The organism is Mesobacillus maritimus (assembly GCF_023715205.1).
GTDB lineage: Bacteria > Bacillota > Bacilli > Bacillales > Cytobacillaceae > Mesobacillus_B > Mesobacillus_B maritimus_C.
Window position 1 is genome coordinate 15,969 of sequence record NZ_JAMBNR010000024.1, and the last position, 20,072, is coordinate 36,040.

Below are 20,072 nucleotides of genomic sequence, written 5' to 3' on the forward strand. Positions count from 1 at the left end.
AAATGACAAATGGAATCAGTTAGAAATGTTACACTTTCGGCACTTATTAATTTTATGTGAAAGTCTTATGAACATTTCTTCAAAAACTCGCATCGTAATAACAAATACACTATAATTATGGTAGATTTCCAATATGAAAGGGGATGTTGATCAATGTTGTCGAACATCGGTGTACCCGGATTAATCCTAATCCTTGTTTTGGCCTTAATTATTTTTGGTCCCAAAAAACTTCCAGAAATCGGGCGTGCTTTTGGTCAAACGCTTCGTGAATTTAAAAAATCTACTCGTGAGTTAACAAGTGATGTCATGGATGATTTTGAAGAAGAAAAAAAAGAAGTCCAAAAAGCACTAAAATAAGCTAAATCAATTAGTTATTGATCGAGATGATTATTGAGAATCTAAAAGCTACAGCGCATAAGGTGTGCTGTAGCTTTTCTAAATAGCATATAGTTTGGCAGGGGAGACTTATGGAAGATAAAGAATTAAATGTAGTAGACCACCTGGATGAATTAAGAAAAAGGTTAATTATTACGGTTTTTGCGTTTTTAGTCTTTTTCGTTGTAGGATTTCTCTTTGTGGAGGAAATCTATCAATTCTTTGTTCGAGACTTGGATGTTAAGCTTGTTGTCTTGGGACCAAGTGATATTGTTTGGATTTATTTTATGATTGCCACAGTCATAGCTGTTGCAGGAACGATTCCCGTGTTGGCTACACAAATTTGGCTTTTTGTAAAACCAGCCTTAAAACCAATTGAAAGAAAAGTGACACTCTCCTATATTCCAGCTCTTTTTATTCTCTTTATTGTGGGGTTACTTTTTGGTTATTTTGTGATTTTCCCTACCGTATTAAATTTTCTGATTGAACTTAGTGGTGAAATGGTAGCGACAAACTTTACTGCTGATAAATATTTCCGATTTATCATGACAATGACAATTCCATTTGGGGTGTTATTTTTAATGCCAGTTGTGGTGATGTTCTTAACATCTTTGGGTATTATTAATCCGTATGTATTATCAAAAGTACGAAAGTATGCTTACTTTGTACTTGTTGTGATCGCAGTTGTTATTTCACCTCCAGATATGATGTCTGATTTTCTCGTAACCATTCCACTTCTATTCCTTTATGAGATTAGTATTAATCTCTCGAAAGTGGTTTATAAGCGAAAGTTGAAAAAGGAGAAGGAATGGGAAACTCAGATGGAATACGATAAGGAAGATAAGGATTCATAATGAATCAAATATGGAAGTAGTACGAAATTGCATAATTCGACACATTTGAATATTTTTAAGGTATAATATCTTTAAATGAATGTAATAAAGCTATTTGTTGTTAAACTGCAAGATATGGTTACTAGCACTTTTTAAAATTGAACGAGAGAATTGCCAAGAAGCTTTGCTCATTTTGAGATTTAAAACTGTTTGAAAACTCCTGGTCTGAATTATTTTACAGGTTTCTAAGTTTGAGATATTTTAGCCTTTTGGTGCCTATCACAGGCACCTTTATTTTTATATTTCTAGCTTCACAACATTATCAAGAGACTAAAAAATTGAGCTTTTAGGAAGTGTTAAACCTTGGTTAAAATTAAGATTGTTACTGATTCTACTGTGGATTTAAGTCAAGCTGAAATTGATACATATGGGATACATGTCGTTCCATTATCCATTTCCATTAATGACGAGCATTATTTAGACAGGGTTGATATTACCCCAAGTGAATTTATGCAGAAAATGCGCGCGTCAGAAGAGTTACCAAAAAGTTCGCAGCCACCAGCTGGTGAGTTTTTGAGAGTATATGATTACTATGCTGCAGAAGGCTATGATATTTTGTCCATTCATATGACAGGTGGGATGAGTGGGACAGTAAACTCCGCGGAAAGCGCTGCTGGGATGACGAAAGCAAACGTTAAGGTGATGGACTCTAGATTTATTTCAAGAGCCCTTTCCTATCAAGTTCTGGAGGCTGCCAAAATGGCGTTGCTAGGAAAGACCATGGATGAAATCATTTCAAAAGTGGAAGAAATCAAAAGTCAAACACAATTATATGTTGTGGTGAATACGCTTGAAAATCTTGTAAAGGGCGGACGGATTGGAAAAGGAAGGGCGATGATTGGTTCGTTATTAAACATTAAACCTATTGCATCATTAGAAGGAGGCGTATATACGCCAGTTTCTAAGGCTAGGAGCCATAATCAAGTCGTTAAATTTCTCGCAAATAAGTTTGTTGAAGATACAGAAGGTAAAGAGATTAAAGCCGTTAGCATTGCCCATGCGGACGGTTATGAGCTTGCGCTTAAACTAAAAGAGAAACTCATTGAGCTTACACAATATAAGAATATTGAGATTGGAGAGACCACTCCAATTGTGAGTACACATACAGGACCAGGGGCAATAGGGTTTATGTATTATTTTGGTTGAGGTCTTCTGTAAATTAGGTAAAACTTTTAAACTTTTGTTTTGGATTTAAATGGTTCCTTGGTAATGGTCTCTGATAGAATGAAATTGCTCTTATTAAAAATAATGATGGTGGGGGAAGGCATGAAGAAACGAGTGCTTACAGTTACAATTATAATGGCTTTATTTCTGTTATCGGCATGTGGTCAAAAACTAGAAGGAGCTTTAGACTGGCCGATAGAGGAATTCAAATTTACTAATCACAGTGGCGAAACATATTCACTGAATGATTTAGACGGAAAAGTATGGGTAGCAGATTTTATTTTTACAAACTGTGCGGATGTTTGTCCACCAATGACAGCGAATATGAAAAAACTCCAAGATATGGTGAAAGAAGAAGGACTTGAAAATGTTGAGTTTGTTTCATTTACTGTTGATCCTGAGGTGGATACACCAGAGGTACTTAAAGCTTATGGGGAGCAGTTCCATGTAGACTTTTCAAACTGGAACTTCTTAACGGGTTATGGGCAAAAGGATATTGAAACATTTGCGATGGACAATTTCAAAACCATAGTCGTTAAACCAGAAGAAGGTGACCAAGTCGTTCATCAAACGTATTTTTACCTTGTTGATCAAGACGGTAAAATTCAAAAACAATATTCTGGTTTAAATGATATTCCATTTGAAGAAATCATTTCAGATATTAAAACGATTCAATAGGAATTCTCTATTCTTAATGGATCAGGAAGCATTTAAAGCTCGCCAAATGGCGAGCTTGTTTTTGGCTATAGACAGTTTCGTGTATTCCTGCTTTTTTCATTCAATAGCTAATAGGGGCGAGTGTAAAGATAAGTTTGGGATGATATAATAGAGTCAACATTCAGGTTATAAGAATGAAAAAACACTGAATGCATAGAGAATCATTAAGATAAGATGAAAGAAAACCACTTAAAGTCATCTTTTTTGAATCTGATGGATTTAAATTGTTAAAATGAACAAGTAATCCGAGAAGATGGGATTTCGAGAATGCTTTATAGCTTTTTAGGACGATTCACTTAACAAACTAAAGTAAAAGGTAATTAGTGCTTAAAGAGAAAGGCGTAGATAAATGGATAATAAGTGGAAAATAAGTTTTTTTGTTTTACTTGGGATTGTAATTTTTTTTCTTGTCTCAATCTTAATAATGGTGATGAGACCTGTTCATTCCCCAGAAGATTCAGTTGAGCGGCAGCCACTAACTGAATCAGGAGAGAAGCAAGTATCATTTTTGGTTCGAACCAATAAAGCGGACTTAACAAGAGTCATTAATCATTATTTAGTCTCAGAAGGTTTTACAGGACCAATTGATTATAAGGTGATTGTGAAAGATGAAGTAGAATTGTATGGGACATTTCCGGTTTTTGGTCAAGAATTGGAAATGATGTTAACCTTTGAACCGCAAGCTTTAGAAAATGGTGATCTTGTACTAAATCAAAAATCGATTTCACTCGGTTCATTAAATTTACCGGTATCTAATGTTATGAAAATAATCCAAAGTAATTATAGCCTTCCAGATTGGGTGCGTTTTCAACCGAATGAAAAAAAAGTATATGTCTCCTTACAAGAAATGGAGTTAAAAAGTGATATAAAGGTAAGAGCGACTTCCTTTGACTTAAAACGGGATGATATTTCCTTTACTTTACTGATTCCAGTTGACTAAAAAGCGGGTTGTTAAACTGTGTACCGAGTTATGCTTTGATGTACAAAATACGAATTAACATTATTTATCGTATAGGAATTAGCACTAGAATAAAAGCAATTTAGCAAGTAAGGCAGTAAAGGAAATGCTTGGAGACATATGATTTGCTCCAAGCATTTTTTATCCTAAGATAAGCACAGATTCAGCGATTTCCAAACCTCAAGAATCGCCAGAAATTAGGTGCTAAACTAAGCGGAAAAATTCCTCTTATTGAGGAGTTGGGACGATAAATAGATAAGAATAGACGGAAAGATTCTGCCTATTTAATCGAAAATCATGAAAATGAACCATTTTGCTTTTCTTAACAGGAAATTCTCCGATTTTATCTTCCGAACCGAGCTCTGTTCAACAGCTAACCGGAAAACCTCCGATTATTTTAATTCTCAGAGGTTACTAATTAAGGATAAGAAAGAATGTCTGCTTCATTATCTGCCTCTCAGACATCAACACCCTCCCCCTGATTGATAGTTAAATATCATAATTAGCACATGCTTGGAAATTCCAACCCGTTGATTTGCTTTCAACCCGAGAAAAGAGCGTTTAAGACAGAAAAAACCCCAGTATATAGTTTGTACTGGGGAACATTAAAAATAATCACGAACTAACTCAATTTCATCATCAGAGAGCATCGCGGTGTATGTGACGTTAGCAAATAAGTTAAACTCTGGAAGCTTTTTGACAACCTCGTTTGTACCTGCTTTTCGAATTTCTAGATTCAACTTCATTGGATTTAAACCAAGATATGTTGTTGCGTTCATATAAGATAAGTTCGAAAAGATAACATCTCTGTTCTGTACAGCTATGTCATAAGTTTCGTTTTTTTGATTGAGGTGGATAAAACGTAGTTTCGCTTCACCGCTAGGTACAAGCGGGTGATCTTCAAAGCCAAATACTTGTGGTTTTTGTTGATCTCCTGTCACAATTAAAGTATAAAATTTACCTGGTAACAATTGTACTTTTTTTACATAAGTAGAGATTTCTCGATCTGTAGGAGCTAACTCAATGGTATGCTCTCCTGGACGAATACACATGTAATGATTATATTCTCGATAGGATAAGGGAGTGGCAAATGGAAATCCATCAACTTGGATTGATAATGATGGACAAATGGGGTTTGAGTGAAAAATCCTAATATTTGCCGGCTGTTTATCATCTTTGGAATTACTGCTTGGCTTCCTATTTATGTTTTTTATCTTATTCAGGTCATAATATAAGGGGAGACTTGGATTATGATACTCATTGAGAATCGGTAAATTTGGGTACATGGCCGCTTGGTACGAAGCATTATGCTGACTTTGGTTCACGGTCATATCCTTCTCCTTTTAGATTTTTCTTAGTTGTGACTGCTCTTTATATATTATGGAATTCAAGCAGACTTGTGCCAGAAATTAAGAGTAAGCATTTTCTAGGATGTGAATAAGTAAAGGTGATAAAGAGTAAAATACATCTATTCAAACGAACTATATTGCTCCAATATTTTTAGTTTCACATATAGAGGTTCCCTTCATAATATGTTTCGATTCAATATGGTGTCAGTGCGTATTAGTTGACAACCTTTAGATTGAATCTTAAAATGAACATTTCAGGTTATTGAAAGGATGTATTGTTCTATGTTGAAAAAGTTATTTGGAAAGAAAGAAGTAATCAAAACCATCCAAGTATTTTCTCCAATTACTGGGACTGCTTTGTCTCTTGAAAACGTTCCAGATCCAGTTTTTGCTGAAAAAATGATGGGGGATGGATTAGCAATTGACCCAAGTGAAGGGATTGCCGTTTCACCTGTAGATGGCGAAATTATTCAAGTCTTCCCTACAAAACATGCCATTGGCATTCGTGCAAAAAACGGTGCGGAAATTCTTATTCATATTGGTTTAGAAACTGTTTCATTAAGCGGTGAGGGTTTCGAGACGTTTGTTAGCGAAGGAGACAAGGTAAAAGTTGGGGACAAGCTCGTTTCTTTTGACCTTGATATCATTAAATCGAAAGCAAAGAGCACTGTAACACCATTAATTATTACAAATACAGACCAAGCAGCTTCCTTAAAAAAATTAGCAGAAGGTCAAGTAGAAAAAGGCGCAACGCCGCTCCTCGAAGTCACGTTCAATTAATCTAAAGGTGAGTACATTACGTACTCGCCTTTTTTTTGTGAAAATACATCTTTCTCTACACTATGGCTTTAATTTCCTTACGAAAGGCGAATTTGCGTTTTACTCTCCTTTAGGAATTTAACAACAATTTTTTCAAAATAGCCATCACCAAATGTTTATTTCTGTTCATACAGATAATCATTTTAATAACAAATAGGGAACCAACTTTTGGTTAAAAGATAAAATAGGCAGATGCACAAACAGGTCAAGTACCCACAGCATAGAGTAAGAGTGTAAGAAATATAGTAAAACAGTGAGGAGAGATGTTCATGCATTACACTCATCATCAATTTGACAATGTTGCACCTGCGGTTACCGCACCTGTAGCAGGGGTTGCGGATTATGGCTATTGTGGCTACCCTTATGCCGGCCCTGTAGCTGGAGTAGGTTATGGCGGATGTGGTACTTTTGTACTCGTGGTCGTATTATTTATCTTGTTAATTATCATTGGATGCAGCTGCGGTACTTGGTAATAGATTGGAAATTGCTCGGAATTACCGGGCAATTTTTTTTTGTCGATTAGACAGTAGGATATTAACTTTATTCGCTCTTAGAATAAGCGAGTATACTTTATTTCATTTTAAGGGGTCCTATTAACGGAAAAATATGGTTTAATGGTAGAAAAGAGGGAAAATTCGATTGACATCGACAATTTAATAGCTTATATATAAATCAGAATCTTGAAAAATTTAAAAATATGACTAGAGGGATAATAATGAAATTTGCCACGAGGTTGTACATAGGGTTTGGGATTATTATTTTCATGATGACTATTTTAATTATTGTCAATATAAATGTACAAAGCAGACAAACAGAGGAAATTAAAGAACTTGTTAAGGAACGGTATCAAAAGGTGAAATTATTAAATGAGGTTAGGGAAGATACCTTTTATGTTCATGCCGAGTTGGAAGGAGATTATACATCAGAGACGGACAATAATCTAAAATCGATGAATGAAATCCTTTTTGAGGTGAATTCCAATATTGATTCTCTGATTGATATGAGTTCCACACCAACTGAAAAAGAGGAATTATTGCAATTAAAGTATAGAATTGAAAGGTTTGAAGAAAACACCAATAAAATAAATGAGGATATGGCAGAGTTAGCTAGTATCGACGAAGGTCTTCGGTTAGTGCGGCAAGACCGTGATGCAATTCTCTCTTTTATTACCTTATTAATCGAGAATCAAGAGACTGAAATGGACAAGGTGATTTCAGAAACCGAGCAGAGAATGAAGGCTGCAGTCAATGTAGGAATGATCTCAATTGTGACAGGGGTTGTTTTAGGAATTGCGCTGTCCTTTTGGTCGATTTATACGATTACCTATCGGTTAGGAAGACTTAAAGAAGTAATGAAGAGTGTAGAGAATGGGCTAAAGGAACTTCCACGCATCAATGTTACAAAACCAGATGAAATTGGTGAAATTGCCACGGCTTATAATCAAATGGCGTCGGCGTTAGAATCCCACGAGAAAACAGAAACCCTTTATAAAGAGAGTATGAAAGAACAGCATATGATTAAGACACATCTAGCTGAACTATCCATTTTATCTCAGGATTTACATGATTTAAAGAGTTTAGGTAAAGCCTACTTGCAAGCTATTATTCCTTCGATTCAAGCTGGTTACGGGGTCCTTTATTTAAAGGAGGAAAAAGGAAGACGGCTCTATTTAAGTAAATTAGCTTCTTATGCTACGTCAACGGTTAAAGAAACAATTGAGATGGGAGAGGACCTAACAGGACAATGTCTTCAAGATGGTAAGGCGAAAAAACTGTCTCAGCTTCCCGATGACTATATCTCGATTTCCTCAGGGATAGGGGAAGCATCCCCTAAAAATCTTCTGATTTTACCAGTAGAGTTAGAAGGAGAAGTTTTAGCAGTTTTAGAAGTTGGAAGTTTATATGAGTTTACCCAAACACATGAAAGCTTATTAGAGCAAACAACAGAGCAGTTGGGAATTATTATTAATCGAATCCAGAAGCAAATGCAGGTCAAACAATTGTTAGAAGCAACGAAGACACTAAATGAAGAACTTCAGAATCAGTCAGAAGAGCTGCAGTTACAACAAGAAGAATTAAAAACAATGAATGAGGAGCTTGAAGCACAATATCGTCAATCTGAGGAGAGATCCAATGACCTACAAGAAGCGAAAGCTGCATTAGAAGAAAAAACGAGACAAGTGCTATTAAGCTCTCAATATAAATCTGAGTTTCTAGCAAACATGTCCCATGAATTGAGAACACCACTGAATAGCATCCTAATTTTAGCTCAAATTCTATTGGAAAACAAAGAGGGAAACCTTTCCGAAAAGCAAACAAATTATGCGAATACCATCTACTCTTCTGGGAAGGATTTGCTAGAATTAATTAATGATATTTTAGATTTATCTAAAATTGAGTCGGGAAAATCTCAACTTGATATTGGTGAAATAGATATACGAGCGATTGTTTCTTTTGTTAAGAACCAATTTACCCCAGTCGCAGATCAAAAAGGAATTTCTTTTATGGTTGAGATTCAGGAACAAGTACCAACGATTCTTTATTCAGACGAACAGAAAATATATCAAGTACTAAAAAATTTACTCTCAAACGCTTTAAAATTCACTCAACAAGGATCTGTTCATTTGGCCGTATCGATATTACAGCAAGATAATAATGTAGATAAAAACTTGCTCGTATTTACAGTCCGGGATACAGGTATTGGAATTTCTCAAGATAAACAAGATTTAATTTTTGAAGCTTTCCAGCAGGCAGATGGAACCACAAGCCGTAAATTTGGTGGGACGGGGCTAGGTCTTTCGATCAGTAAGGGGCTCGCAGACCTCATTGGTGGTTTTATCACGGTTGATAGTAAAGAAGGGGTAGGAAGTACTTTTTCATTCTTTGTGCCACTCAACCAATCAGAAACGGAAAGACCTATTATTCATTTAAATGAAGTTGCCGTATCGCTTGAAGAAGAGAGAGAAAAGGTAAAACCTGTACGTCCTGATTCTAGTCATCTAATTCAACAGGAAGGACTTAGTCTGATTAAGGGGGACATCTTATCAGGAAAACATATCCTGTTAGTGGACGATGACATGAGAAATGTTTTTGCGCTAACTACTGCCCTGGAAGAAGTTGGCCTTCAAGTAAGCTTTGCTGAAAATGGGAAAGAGGCCTTGGAAATTTTAACCGAAAAGAAAGAACTCGATTTAGTTCTAATGGATATTATGATGCCGGAAATGGACGGATACGAGGCAATGCGACGAATTAGGACTTTAGAAGCTTTCAAAGAACTACCAATTATTGCACTAACTGCAAAAGCAATGAAGGATGATCGTGAAAAATGTTTAAAGGCAGGTGCTTCAGACTATATTAGTAAACCTGTCAATCTTGAACAACTTCTCTCTTTATTAAAGGTTTGGCTATATAAATAGGTTGGAGGTTTTCGTCATTGTTAACTTAATAAATGAAAAGGACCATATAATGTCCGACCAAAATGATGACCTAGAAAGACTTGAAATACAGCTTTTGCTAGAAGGGATTTATCAGCATTATGGATTTGATTTTCGTAAATATTCTTTCTCCTCGATTCAACGTAGAATATGGCATCGGATTAAAACAGAGAAACTGAAAACCATTACTGCCCTTTTAGATAAGGTTTTACACGACCCTATTATGATGGAAAAATTATATCTAGATTTTTCTATTAATGTAACAGAAATGTTTAGAGATCCATCCTTTTTCAAAGCGATTCGAAATGAGGTTTTCCCCTTGTTACGTGACCTTCCCAATATTAGAATCTGGCACGCTGGTTGCTCTACGGGAGAAGAAGCCTATTCGATGGCTATTCTTCTTAAAGAAGAAGGTCTTTACGATAAAACAAGAATCTATGCAACAGATATGAATCATCATGTAATTAGGCAGGCTAAGCAAGGCTATTTTGCTTTGAAAAAGATGCAGGGATATACATGTAATTATGTTCATGCAGGTGGAAAAAATGATTTCTCAGAATATTATACAGTCAACAACAATTATGCTGTTTTCCGTGAAGAGTTATCTCGGAATATCATATTCGCTCAGCATAATCTTGTAACGGACGGGTCGTTTAATGAGTTTCATCTAATAATTTGTAGGAATGTTCTAATTTACTTTAATCATGAGCTTCAATCTAGGGTCCATGAGTTATTTCTTAATAGCTTAAGTTCAGAAGGATTTTTGGCTTTAGGAAATCGTGAAGGCTTATCCTTTCCGAAACATGAACAATATTATGATCACTTTAATTGTGAAGAAAAAATTTATCGAAGGACGGAAGGAGGGCAGAATGGAAATGGATAATCAAATTGTTAAGATATTACTGGTTGATGACAGGGAGGAAAATTTATTAGCTTTAGAGGCTGTTCTTACTTCTCCTAAATATCAGCTTATCAAAGCCCTTTCAGGTGAAGAAGCATTAAGGTGGGTGCTCCGCGAAGAGTTTGCCGTTATTATTATGGATGTACAAATGCCTGGAATGAGTGGCTTCGAAACAGCAAAATTGATTCGGCAAAGAGAAAAAACAAGAGATGTTCCAATCATTTTTGTAACCGCATTAAATCAAACGGATGAAAATGTCATGCAGGGGTATTCAGTTGGTGCTATAGATTTTATTATTAAACCGTTCAACCCCAATATTCTCAATTGGAAAGTAAATGGATTTGTCTCTTTGTATTTAAATCAGAAAAAGATCGAAGAACAAGCAAAGGTGATTGCGAAGCGAACAGAAGAATTAGAGCAAGCAAACCAGGCGTTAAGGGATAATGAAGAAATGCTTGAAGCGCTCGTAAAGGAAAGAACAAATGAATTACTAGTTGCGAATAAGAAACTTCTGGAGAGTGAAAAAAAGTATCGTAAGCTTGTTGAGGAATCGCCTGAGGCAATCATTCTGACCGAAAAACATAAAGAGAAGCCCTTTTTTGTGAATCAAACGGGTGTCAAACTTCTCAAGGCGCAAACGAAAGAGCAAATTGAGAGACAATCTTTATTTGATTTTATTCATCCAGAAGATCATAAAAAGGTAAGAAAAATATTCACACTGAATCGTAGCGGACGAAATATGTATGAATGTCGATTAATTTGTCTTACTGGGGAAGTAATTCATGTAGAAGTGAAAAGCATACCCTTTGATTATCAAGGTGTTTCTTGTTTACATATTTTGGTTCGTGATATGACTGAGTTAAAGCAAAGCCGAGAATTTATGCATCAGACCGAAAAGTTAACAGTTGTAGGAGAATTGGCTGCTGGAATTGCTCATGAAATTCGAAATCCACTAACAAGTTTGAAAGGGTTTACGCAACTGCTTGGGGATAAAATCGATTCTAATCACGATTATATGGAAATTATGATTACAGAAATTGAAAGAATTAATACCATTGTGAGTGAGCTGCTATTATTAGCAAAACCAAGAAAACTTGACTTTAAGAGAATTGATATTGGGGTTATCTTAAAAAATATTATTACGCTAATGGAAGCGCAAGCTAATTTATATGGAGTTACCATTCAATGTTCTAAAAATCAGGGTCTTCCAAGTCTTATCATTCATGGTGAGGAGAATAAGTTAAAACAAGTATTTATTAACCTCCTAAAAAATGCAATTGAAGCAATGCAAGATGGGGGAGAAATTATTATTTCTATTGAACAAATCGGTAGCGAAGTGGAAATTAAAGTCATTGATGGCGGGTGTGGGATTCCCACAGAATTATTATCTAAAATTGGTCAACCTTTCTTTACAACAAAAGATAAAGGTACTGGTTTAGGGCTAATGGTATGTCATAGTATTGTAGAAAGTCATCAAGGAACTATGCAGATAGATAGTATCAAAGGGAAAGGTACGACAGTTTCCATCAGGCTGCCTTTGTATCAAGAAAACATGGAGTATAAGGCTCTTTAAGAAAGTCAAATATAGTAGGTAATGAGGGGAATTCAAATGTTTGCACAAAGATTAACACCAGGTGACGAAATTCGAGTAATTGCACCCTCGACAAGTATGGCTGTTGTGAAAGGGAAACAAATAGAATTGGCCTTGAAGAGGCTAAATGATTTAGGGTTTGTTGTGACATTTGGCAAATCAACAGAGGTCCATGATGAATTTTTTAGTTCATCTGTAGAAGAACGTTTGATCGATTTGCACGAAGCTTTTGGAGATCCACAAGTCAAAGGGATTTTTTCTGCTTTTGGGGGATATAATGCGAATCATCTTTTGCGTTCCATTGATTACCGTTTAATCTCTCAAAACCCTAAAATTTTCTGTGGACACGGAGATATAACGGCTCTTCAGTTGGCGATGTACCAAAAAACAGGTCTTGTTTCTTATTATGGTCCACACTTTTCAACCTTTGGAATGAAAGGCGGTCTAGACTATACGTTACGGTATTTTCTTGAAGCTGTAACTAATGATGCCCCTTTTGAAATTGAGCCTTCTGAAACTTGGTCTGATGACCCATGGTATTTAGAAATCGATCAACGTACATACATGAAAAATGACGGGAACTTGGTTCTTCAAGAAGGAGAGGCTTCTGGGATTTTAATTGGTGGAAATTTAGCGACTATGAGTCTTCTTCATGGAACTGAATTGATGCCTTCGTTGAAGAATGCAGTTCTATTCATAGAGGATGATGAAGAGACACATGCTAGAATCTTTGATCGGCAACTACAATCTTTATTATATCAACCAGGAGCACATGAAATTAGAGCAATTTTAATCGGACGTTTTCAACAAAACTCCCAAATGACCAATGATGCATTAAAGAAAATCATTGCTTCAAAACAAGGGTTACAAGGAATTCCAATTATTGCGAATGTTAATATTGGTCATGTCCATCCTTTCGCGACAATTCCAATTGGTAGTGTCGTTAATGTTTCTGCAGTGGATGGGGAAGTAGAAATAACAATTGAACAGACAGAATAAAAACAAAATAACGTTTTCCCATAAATATTAACAGCCCCAGTTCTGTATTATGAACTAGGGGCTTTTGTGTTGTAAAATGTAGCATCATTTATGAGGCACTTTTCTAAAAAGCGTTGTTTTAAGAATGAGGCTGTTTTCGTAAAACGCTGTTAAAATCCTAAAGTCAATTTTAACGAGTAATAAGCTTTTCTCTGCGTTACTACTTAGTTTGTAAGCTCTTTTCTCCTCTAGCAAACAAATTGGAATGGAATAATAACTAAATCATTCTATGATGGCTTAAAAAAACAACAATTTTTGAGAAAAGAGCCAAAAATAAAAACTCTTAGTAAACATAGAAGCCATTTAGTCAGTTATTTTTTAAGAATGAATCTTCTATGAAAGAATAATCGAATTCGTTCATACAATTTTAAAGAAAGCTGTTTTAGTGAGATCCGATCATAACGTAAAGGTCATTTTAAAGGGAAATAGGCTGTTTGTTCGTGAAGAAATTTTTAAATGCCTCTTTTTAAATCCTATTTACTGTGTGCACATAATTAATTGGCTGTGTTAAGTTACGTTTTCCGCTCAATGTACTTCGCTATCCGCGGCAGATCTCACTCCTCCTAGTCGCTTTGTTACTTGGGCTCTCTTTTCATCCACTCCCGCAGAAGTATACGTACCATCAGCTGCAATCAATCTGCTCAAAATCAACAGGAAAATTACACAGCCATATAAAAAATCTTGACTAGTTGAGATAGAGGTTCAAAGAATGAGCTTTAAGAATTGAAAATGGGTAAATAAAGGGCGGATTGAGAATGGATCGAACTTATCTAATTAAGCCTAATCTTGAGGAACAGTACCCAATGATTTCCTATGGAAAGGGGGTATATTTATACGACGTGGCTGGAAAACAATACTTGGATGCTTCGTCAGGTGCTGTTACAGCGAATATTGGCCACGGCGTTCAGGAAATCATTAAAGCAATGAATGACCAGGCCTCAAAAGTATCTTTTGTTTACCGGTCACAATTTACCAGTGAAGTTGCTGAGGAACTGGCTAAGAAAATTGCCCACTCTTTCCCTGGAGATCTAAATTGGAGTTTCTTCGTCAACAGTGGGTCTGAAGCAACAGAGACTGCAATGAAGATTGCCATTCAATATTGGCAAGAGAAGGGATTACCAACAAAAATAAAAATTCTTTCACGCTGGGTAAGCTATCACGGAATAACTCAAGGAGCATTATCGATGTCCGGGCATCCTATTCGAAGATCCAGATTTGTCCCAATCTTAGACGAACTCCCCGTAATATCCCCGCCTTATTGTTATCGTTGCCCTTATAATAAAAAACCAGATAGCTGTCAATTAGAATGTGCACAGGAACTTGATATTGCGATTAAGCGGATTGGTTCCCATTCGATTGCAGCATTTATTGCTGAACCGATTATTGGTGCCGCTGGAGGTGCAATTACACCACCTAAGGGGTATTACAAGCTGATTAAAGAAATCTGTGAAACACATCAAATTCTTTTTATTGCTGATGAAGTTATGACAGGATTTGGGCGTGCAGGAACCATGCTCGCCTGTGAGTTCTGGGATGTCGTTCCTGATATCGTTTCTCTTGGCAAAGGGATGGGAGCTGGTTATGCTCCGATTGCGGCGACTTTGGTAACGGAGGAGGTATTAGAACCCATCCGAAAAGGATCAAAGAGTATCATGGGAGGACATACATTAAGTGCAAATCCTCAATCGTCAGCCATTGCTTTAGCAGTATTGAATTATTTGAAACAAAATCAAGTGATTAAAAATGTTGAGTCAAAAGGAACCTATTTACTGAGTTTGCTTGTAAAATTACAAAAACAGTTTCCTTTTATCGGTGATATTAGAGGTAGAGGATTACTTATTGGTATCGAGTTCGTTCAAAATAGTGCAACCAAAAAATCGTTTAAACGTGAGTTAATGGTGACGGAAAAAACAGTAAAGATTGCACAATCCCTGGGACTTTTACTTTATCCTGCTTCGGCGGGATTGGATGGTAAGAGCGGAGATGCAATAATCATTGCCCCTCCGTTAACGATAACAAAGCGAGAAATTGAAAAGCTCGTTAACCTCTTAACTTCTGCTTTAAAATTATTGGGGAAATATATAGAGGAACAAGGAGTTTACTTAAATGATTGAAATCGAGAATCCGTTTGGTAAAATCGCTACTCTGGAACAAGCGCTTGCTTTTTTTAAGGAAGAGATGACCGTCATGTTTGGGGGATTCGGGGGTGTAGGGTCCCCTCCTAATTTAATTGAGGGCATTCTTGCTAAAGAGATAAAAAACTTAACGTTAATTGGGAATGATACAGGATTTCCGAATATTGGGATTGGAAAACTTGTTAGTCAAGGGCGAGCCAAAAAAGTGATTGCTTCGCACATTGGCTCTAACCCAATTGCAGGAAAATTAATGAATCAAGGCGTATTAGAAGTGGAATTTTCTCCACAAGGAACGTTAGTGGAGAGAATACGAGCAGGCGGTATGGGGTTGGGGGCAATTTTAACGGATGTGGGGCTGGATAACACAAGTGTTACAAAAGGGAAACAGCAAATGGAGTTGAACGGAAGGTCGTATTTGGTAGAAACAGCTTTAACTGCGGAGGTTTCGATTGTATACGCTGAGAAAGCTGATCCTTATGGAAACTTGGTTTATGACAAGAGTGCTAGAAACACCAATCCTCTTGTGGCAATGGCTGGGGATTTTACAATTGCAGAAGTTAAGGAAATTGTTCCTTTAGGAGGATTAGATCCGGAAGAAATTGTAACACCTGGGATTTTTGTTGATATGGTGATTCTATCTAATGGTGTGAATTGGAAATGGGTTTGGGAGGAAAATTAAGGATAAAGAGGGATGTCGATGGCCTCAGAGCTTGATATTAGGAATCTAATGGCGAAAAGGGCTGCGAGGGAAATCGTTGGAGGGATGGTTGTAAACCTCGGTATTGGGATACCGTCTCTTGTTCCAAATCATCTTCCAGAAACAACTAAGGTAATGTTTCATGCAGAGAACGGAATTCTAGGAATGGGACCTAGCCCGGGGAGTGGGTTGGAGGATGGAAATCTATGCAATGCTGGAGGATATCCAGTTACGATTGTTCCAGGTGCTTCTTATTGCGATAGCGTAACTGCTTTTGGAATGATAAGACGTGGCAGGATAGATGTTTCTATTTTAGGTTCTTTACAGGTCAGCCGACAGGGGGATTTAGCGAATTGGATTATTCCAGGAAAAAAGGTTCCCGGAATGGGGGGAGCAATGGATTTGGCTTCAAAAGCAAAAAAGCTAATTGTATTAATGAGCCATACAGATAAAAAAGGCAATCCAAAAATTCTGGAGCAATGTACATTACCCCTTACAGCAACTCGATGCGTTGATATGATTATCACTGATAAGGCAGTTTTTGAGATAAAAAATTGTGAATTGGTGTTAATGGAGTATTTTTCGACAACGTCCGTAAGTCGAATAACGGCGCAAACTGCTTGTAGATTCTCAGTTAGCGAGGATTTGAAGGTTATAGAAGTATAGCTTAAGTGGAAAGGGGCAAAGTTGTATGGAGGGTGAACTTAGAAAGGTAAAAGAGTATATTTGCACCCACAAAATCAAGGGAGCGGAGTATCTCCAAAGACTTGTCCAAGAAGGGAGTGTTCGTGGAAGGGAGAGTAGTGCCCAAGCAATTATCATCGAGAAGTGCCGTGAACTTGGGCTGAAGATGGATATTTGGGAACTCGATAAAAAAGAACTAATAGACCATCCTGCATTCTGTTCGGATCGTGGTGAATTTGCGGGGAATCCTAATGTAGTGGGAGTTTTAGCCGGAACGGGTGGGGGCAAATCACTCATTTTAAATGGCCATATCGATGTAGTACCTGTTGGCGATTTAAGTTCTTGGGAACATGATCCTTTTAGTGGATTGATAAAAGATGGAAAGCTATATGGACGTGGCTCAACGGATATGAAAGGTGGTACAGTATCGATCCTTCTGGCAATGGAGGCCATTATTCATAGCGGGATACGTTTGAAAGGAGATGTTATTTTTCAAAGCGTCATAGAAGAAGAAAGTGGTGGTGCTGGTACGCTAGCAGCGGTTTTAAGAGGATACAAAGCAGATGGTGCGATTATCCCAGAACCAACAAATATGAAGCTTTTTCCGAAGCAACAAGGGTCAATGTGGTTTAGGATTAATGTCAAAGGAAAGCAAGCCCATGGTGGCACTAGGTATGAAGGAGTTAGCGCTATCGAGAAGGCAGAACAACTGCTACGAGGTATTCGAGAGTTAGAGACGAAAAGAAATCAACACATAAAAGATCCCTTGTTTGCGAGTATCCCGATTCCGATTCCGATTAATATTGGTAGGATTCATAGTGGAGACTGGCCTTCTTCGGTACCAGATCTAGCGGTCATTGAAGGCAGGATGGGTGTAGCGCCAGAAGAAACGACGGAAGAAGCAAAACAACAAATGGAGGAAATGGTTCAAAAAGTAGCCAAACTAGATCAATGGCTTAAAGATAACCCACCAAATGTAGAATGGTTTGGTGCAAGATGGCTCCCTGGCGATCTTGAGGTCGACCATGAATTGGTATCAGTGCTGCAGAAAAGCTTTGAACAGGTTAAAGGAAACCTTCCTGTAATTGAGGCATCTCCATGGGCTACAGATGGAGGGATTTTGAATAAGGTTGGAGGAGTTCCAGTTGTCGTCTTTGGACCGGGGGTTACGAAAATGGCCCATGATGCCAACGAATATATAATTTTGGAAGATGTATTTGAAACAGCAGAAATTATTGCACTAGCAATCTTGAACTGGTGTGGAATTGAATAAAATGAAAGAGGTTGACCTGGCTCTCATTTGCCAGGTTTTTTGAAAAGGATTCATTAGTTCACAAAAAAAGAAACTACGCCTTAGAAAGAGGGGTTAGCTAAAAGGAGGGAGAGTTGTTTGCAAGAAAGTAAATCGGTTGTCCACAAGCAAGAAGATTTGCTAATAAATATTTATTTAGACCCTTATAATAAACGTGTCCGTGTGGAAGACTCCCAAGGAAATTTATCTAAAATTATAAGTGAAAGTGAGAAAATAGCCAAGATTCATAATGCCGAAAAACTAATTTTTAAAGCGCGTAAGGAACAAATGCAAATGCTTTTGGAGCGAGGGTTTCGCTTTGAGGGTATCATTGATCGGTATTTCCTTGGGTCTGATTGTTTCTTATTTTCGAAGTTTTATAGAAGTGAACGTTATGCTAATCACCATTGGGTAAAAGAAGATGAAATCCTCCATCATGTTTTGTTATTGGAGCGACAATCCGAAATAATAAAACCTCCTATTGTTTATCAATTTCATAAACTAGGGGAAGCTGACGTATCTGAACTAGCTAATCTATATCGGAGCGTGTTTGAAGTTTATCCAACGCCCTTGAATAATCCAGATTTTATTCGTAAAACGATGGAGGATGGAACGATTTATGTAGGGTTCAAGGTTAAAAATAAAATTGTTAGTGCAGCATCAGCTGAGGTTAACTCGCTTTTTCAGAATGCAGAATTGACGGATTGTGCCACGCTTAAAGAACATCGGAAATATGGTCTAATGAAAGTTCTGTTAAAAAAACTTGAAGAAGAATTGATAACAAGAGGGATTTATTGCGCATATTCCCTTGCGCGATCATTGTCATTTGGGATGAATGCAGCCCTTTTTCAGTTAGGATACTGCTATCGTGGGCGTATGACGAATAATTGCTATATTTATAATAAACTCGAGGATATGAATATATGGGTTCGGGATTTAAGCTCTTCAAGCACCTCATTCGGTAACCTTCCAAAGGTTGAGATTACCGAATGATTAAATACTGTTTTGAGTTCTTTAAAGGGGACAATTTTAATGAGCTGTATGAGTTGCCATTGCAGAATAATGCCAGATGCCTTTTACTTGTTTCTTTTTAATTTTCCCTTGTAGTTCTAAATAGTCTAGGTGACTGACCACTTCTGACATGACTAAGGAAAATTGTGCTAAGTATGTCTTTTTATAATAAGTTTCAGCAATTTCACTAGCTGTAGAAAATCCTGTTAGGATAAGTTGATAAAACCGCTCTGCCTTATCTTCAATCCGTTCTAGCCTCAATTGGATGAGACGATTCGGTTCAGAGATGACTTGACCATGACCGGAGAAAACAATTTCAGGTTGGAGCTTTAAACATTTCAGCAAAGAGTCTCGTTGTTGAATAAGAGTTTGAAGTCGATTGCCATTTTCATCCGGTTCAATAAGAGCATTACTGGAAATATGTTCGAGTAAAAGATCGCCGGAGAACAGCCAATTCCTTTCTTTATCCCAAAATGCTAAATGGTCTGGTGCATGGCCGGGAATTTCAAGCACCGAAAAGTGTTGGAAGGTGGATGCAGTGATTGGCGAAATCTCACATTGTAGGGCTTGATGTTTATTTTTTTCTAGTGCTTTATTTAGATATTGAATTTGTTTTTTGCCTAATTCTCCACAACCCATTTCTTGATAAAACCTTTCATAAAATGCCAATCTATTCTTCATAAAAACCGAATCTCGTTTTAAACGCTTGATAGACAGAGGGGAGGCGTAGACGGGAATAGGATGCTCTTGAACAATTCTATTTACTAAGCCAATATGATCAAAATGATGATGGGTAAGGATGATTTCGGTTATATCCCTAATACTAAAACCGTTCTCATTTAAAGTTTTGTTTAATGCACCCCAGCACAATTCATCGTCTATCCCTGCATCAATTAATAATAGTCTTTTTTCTTTTCTAACTAAAAAGAAATTAATGGTTTTCAACCCATACTCTACTGGCACAATAATGGGAAAAACCTCACAATCTTCTTTCACGTAGCTCAAAATCAATCACC

General features: G+C 37.0%; 18 protein-coding genes. 16 read left to right on the forward strand and 2 right to left on the reverse strand.

What is annotated here, in order from left to right; genetic code table 11:
- Window positions 1–153 precede the first annotated feature (153 nt).
- From M3182_RS23555 to M3182_RS23575, 5 genes are all read left to right on the forward strand, one after another.
- A complete protein-coding gene (locus tag M3182_RS23555) occupies window positions 154–357 on the forward strand; it encodes a twin-arginine translocase TatA/TatE family subunit (protein WP_251436776.1) in 204 nt (67 codons plus the stop codon).
- A gap of 110 nt (window positions 358–467) precedes the next feature.
- Window positions 468–1,229, forward strand: coding sequence for a twin-arginine translocase subunit TatC (gene tatC / locus M3182_RS23560; RefSeq protein WP_251436774.1), 762 nt, complete (start codon window positions 468–470; stop codon window positions 1,227–1,229).
- A gap of 342 nt (window positions 1,230–1,571) precedes the next feature.
- On the forward strand, window positions 1,572–2,414 hold the full coding sequence (locus tag M3182_RS23565) for a DegV family protein (protein WP_251560321.1): 843 nt from the start codon (window positions 1,572–1,574) through the stop codon (window positions 2,412–2,414).
- Between the two features lie 120 nt (window positions 2,415–2,534).
- The gene (locus M3182_RS23570) at window positions 2,535–3,110 is read left to right on the forward strand and encodes an SCO family protein (protein WP_251436768.1); all 576 of its coding nucleotides are present in this window, start codon (window positions 2,535–2,537) and stop codon (window positions 3,108–3,110) included.
- A gap of 388 nt (window positions 3,111–3,498) precedes the next feature.
- Window positions 3,499–4,089 (forward strand): YpmS family protein, encoded by a 591-nt coding sequence (locus tag M3182_RS23575; protein ID WP_251560323.1) that lies wholly within the window; start codon window positions 3,499–3,501, stop codon window positions 4,087–4,089.
- Between the two features lie 623 nt (window positions 4,090–4,712).
- Here the strand turns inward: M3182_RS23575 and M3182_RS23580 are convergent.
- Window positions 4,713–5,438: a DUF4397 domain-containing protein gene (locus tag M3182_RS23580; RefSeq protein ID WP_251436762.1), complete on the reverse strand. Its 726-nt coding sequence runs from the start codon at window positions 5,436–5,438 to the stop codon at window positions 4,713–4,715.
- 300 nt (window positions 5,439–5,738) lie between these two features.
- Here M3182_RS23580 and M3182_RS23585 point away from each other — a divergent pair, with 300 nt between their 5' ends.
- The 11 genes from M3182_RS23585 (at window position 5,739) to ablB (ending at window position 19,038) form a co-directional block, all read left to right on the forward strand.
- Window positions 5,739–6,236, forward strand: a complete 498-nt coding sequence (locus M3182_RS23585) for a PTS sugar transporter subunit IIA (RefSeq protein ID WP_251436760.1) — start codon at window positions 5,739–5,741, stop codon at window positions 6,234–6,236.
- A 308-nt stretch (window positions 6,237–6,544) separates the two neighbouring features.
- The gene (locus M3182_RS26535) at window positions 6,545–6,748 is read left to right on the forward strand and encodes a YjcZ family sporulation protein (protein ID WP_432806648.1); all 204 of its coding nucleotides are present in this window, start codon (window positions 6,545–6,547) and stop codon (window positions 6,746–6,748) included.
- Window positions 6,749–6,990: 242 nt separating this feature from the next.
- The gene (locus M3182_RS23595) at window positions 6,991–9,690 is read left to right on the forward strand and encodes a response regulator (protein WP_251560325.1); all 2,700 of its coding nucleotides are present in this window, start codon (window positions 6,991–6,993) and stop codon (window positions 9,688–9,690) included.
- Between the two features lie 49 nt (window positions 9,691–9,739).
- Entirely contained in the window at window positions 9,740–10,591 is an 852-nt protein-coding gene (locus M3182_RS23600; protein WP_251436754.1) for a CheR family methyltransferase, read from the forward strand.
- Window positions 10,578–12,182, forward strand: coding sequence for an ATP-binding protein (locus M3182_RS23605; RefSeq protein WP_251560327.1), 1,605 nt, complete (start codon window positions 10,578–10,580; stop codon window positions 12,180–12,182). Before M3182_RS23600 ends, M3182_RS23605 begins: the two co-directional genes overlap by 14 nt.
- A 36-nt stretch (window positions 12,183–12,218) precedes the next feature.
- Window positions 12,219–13,199 (forward strand): S66 family peptidase, encoded by a 981-nt coding sequence (locus tag M3182_RS23610; RefSeq protein WP_251436748.1) that lies wholly within the window; start codon window positions 12,219–12,221, stop codon window positions 13,197–13,199.
- 794 nt (window positions 13,200–13,993) lie between these two features.
- On the forward strand, window positions 13,994–15,352 hold the full coding sequence (locus M3182_RS23615) for an aspartate aminotransferase family protein (protein WP_251436745.1): 1,359 nt from the start codon (window positions 13,994–13,996) through the stop codon (window positions 15,350–15,352).
- Window positions 15,345–16,052, forward strand: a complete 708-nt coding sequence (locus M3182_RS23620) for a CoA transferase subunit A (protein WP_251560329.1) — start codon at window positions 15,345–15,347, stop codon at window positions 16,050–16,052. Before M3182_RS23615 ends, M3182_RS23620 begins: the two co-directional genes overlap by 8 nt.
- An 18-nt stretch (window positions 16,053–16,070) precedes the next feature.
- Window positions 16,071–16,736 (forward strand): 3-oxoacid CoA-transferase subunit B, encoded by a 666-nt coding sequence (locus M3182_RS23625; RefSeq protein WP_251436739.1) that lies wholly within the window; start codon window positions 16,071–16,073, stop codon window positions 16,734–16,736.
- Between the two features lie 25 nt (window positions 16,737–16,761).
- On the forward strand, window positions 16,762–18,027 hold the full coding sequence (locus M3182_RS23630; protein WP_251436736.1) for a peptidase: 1,266 nt from the start codon (window positions 16,762–16,764) through the stop codon (window positions 18,025–18,027).
- 117 nt (window positions 18,028–18,144) lie between these two features.
- A complete protein-coding gene (gene ablB, locus M3182_RS23635; RefSeq protein ID WP_251560330.1) occupies window positions 18,145–19,038 on the forward strand; it encodes a putative beta-lysine N-acetyltransferase in 894 nt (297 codons plus the stop codon).
- Between the two features lie 36 nt (window positions 19,039–19,074).
- On the opposite strand, the gene M3182_RS23640 is transcribed toward ablB, so the two are convergent.
- Entirely contained in the window at window positions 19,075–20,052 is a 978-nt protein-coding gene (locus M3182_RS23640) for an MBL fold metallo-hydrolase (RefSeq protein ID WP_251560338.1), read from the reverse strand.
- Between the last annotated feature and the right edge of the window lie 20 nt (window positions 20,053–20,072).

What these genes read in the sequence shown, in the direction of transcription:
- M3182_RS23595 (WP_251560325.1), top strand. Translation starts at nt 6,991, where the DNA reads ATGAAATTTGCCACGAGGTTGTACATAGGGTTTGGGATTATTATTTTC.
- M3182_RS23585 (WP_251436760.1), top strand. Translation starts at nt 5,739, where the DNA reads ATGTTGAAAAAGTTATTTGGAAAGAAAGAAGTAATCAAAACCATCCAA.
- M3182_RS23605 (WP_251560327.1), top strand. Translation starts at nt 10,578, where the DNA reads ATGGAAATGGATAATCAAATTGTTAAGATATTACTGGTTGATGACAGG.
- M3182_RS23580 (WP_251436762.1), bottom strand. Translation starts at nt 5,438, where the DNA reads ATGACCGTGAACCAAAGTCAGCATAATGCTTCGTACCAAGCGGCCATG.
- tatC (WP_251436774.1), top strand. Translation starts at nt 468, where the DNA reads ATGGAAGATAAAGAATTAAATGTAGTAGACCACCTGGATGAATTAAGA.
- M3182_RS23630 (WP_251436736.1), top strand. Translation starts at nt 16,762, where the DNA reads ATGGAGGGTGAACTTAGAAAGGTAAAAGAGTATATTTGCACCCACAAA.
- M3182_RS23625 (WP_251436739.1), top strand. Translation starts at nt 16,071, where the DNA reads ATGGCCTCAGAGCTTGATATTAGGAATCTAATGGCGAAAAGGGCTGCG.
- M3182_RS23620 (WP_251560329.1), top strand. Translation starts at nt 15,345, where the DNA reads ATGATTGAAATCGAGAATCCGTTTGGTAAAATCGCTACTCTGGAACAA.
- M3182_RS23575 (WP_251560323.1), top strand. Translation starts at nt 3,499, where the DNA reads ATGGATAATAAGTGGAAAATAAGTTTTTTTGTTTTACTTGGGATTGTA.
- M3182_RS23600 (WP_251436754.1), top strand. Translation starts at nt 9,740, where the DNA reads ATGTCCGACCAAAATGATGACCTAGAAAGACTTGAAATACAGCTTTTG.
- M3182_RS23610 (WP_251436748.1), top strand. Translation starts at nt 12,219, where the DNA reads ATGTTTGCACAAAGATTAACACCAGGTGACGAAATTCGAGTAATTGCA.
- M3182_RS26535 (WP_432806648.1), top strand. Translation starts at nt 6,545, where the DNA reads ATGCATTACACTCATCATCAATTTGACAATGTTGCACCTGCGGTTACC.
- M3182_RS23570 (WP_251436768.1), top strand. Translation starts at nt 2,535, where the DNA reads ATGAAGAAACGAGTGCTTACAGTTACAATTATAATGGCTTTATTTCTG.
- M3182_RS23615 (WP_251436745.1), top strand. Translation starts at nt 13,994, where the DNA reads ATGGATCGAACTTATCTAATTAAGCCTAATCTTGAGGAACAGTACCCA.
- M3182_RS23555 (WP_251436776.1), top strand. Translation starts at nt 154, where the DNA reads ATGTTGTCGAACATCGGTGTACCCGGATTAATCCTAATCCTTGTTTTG.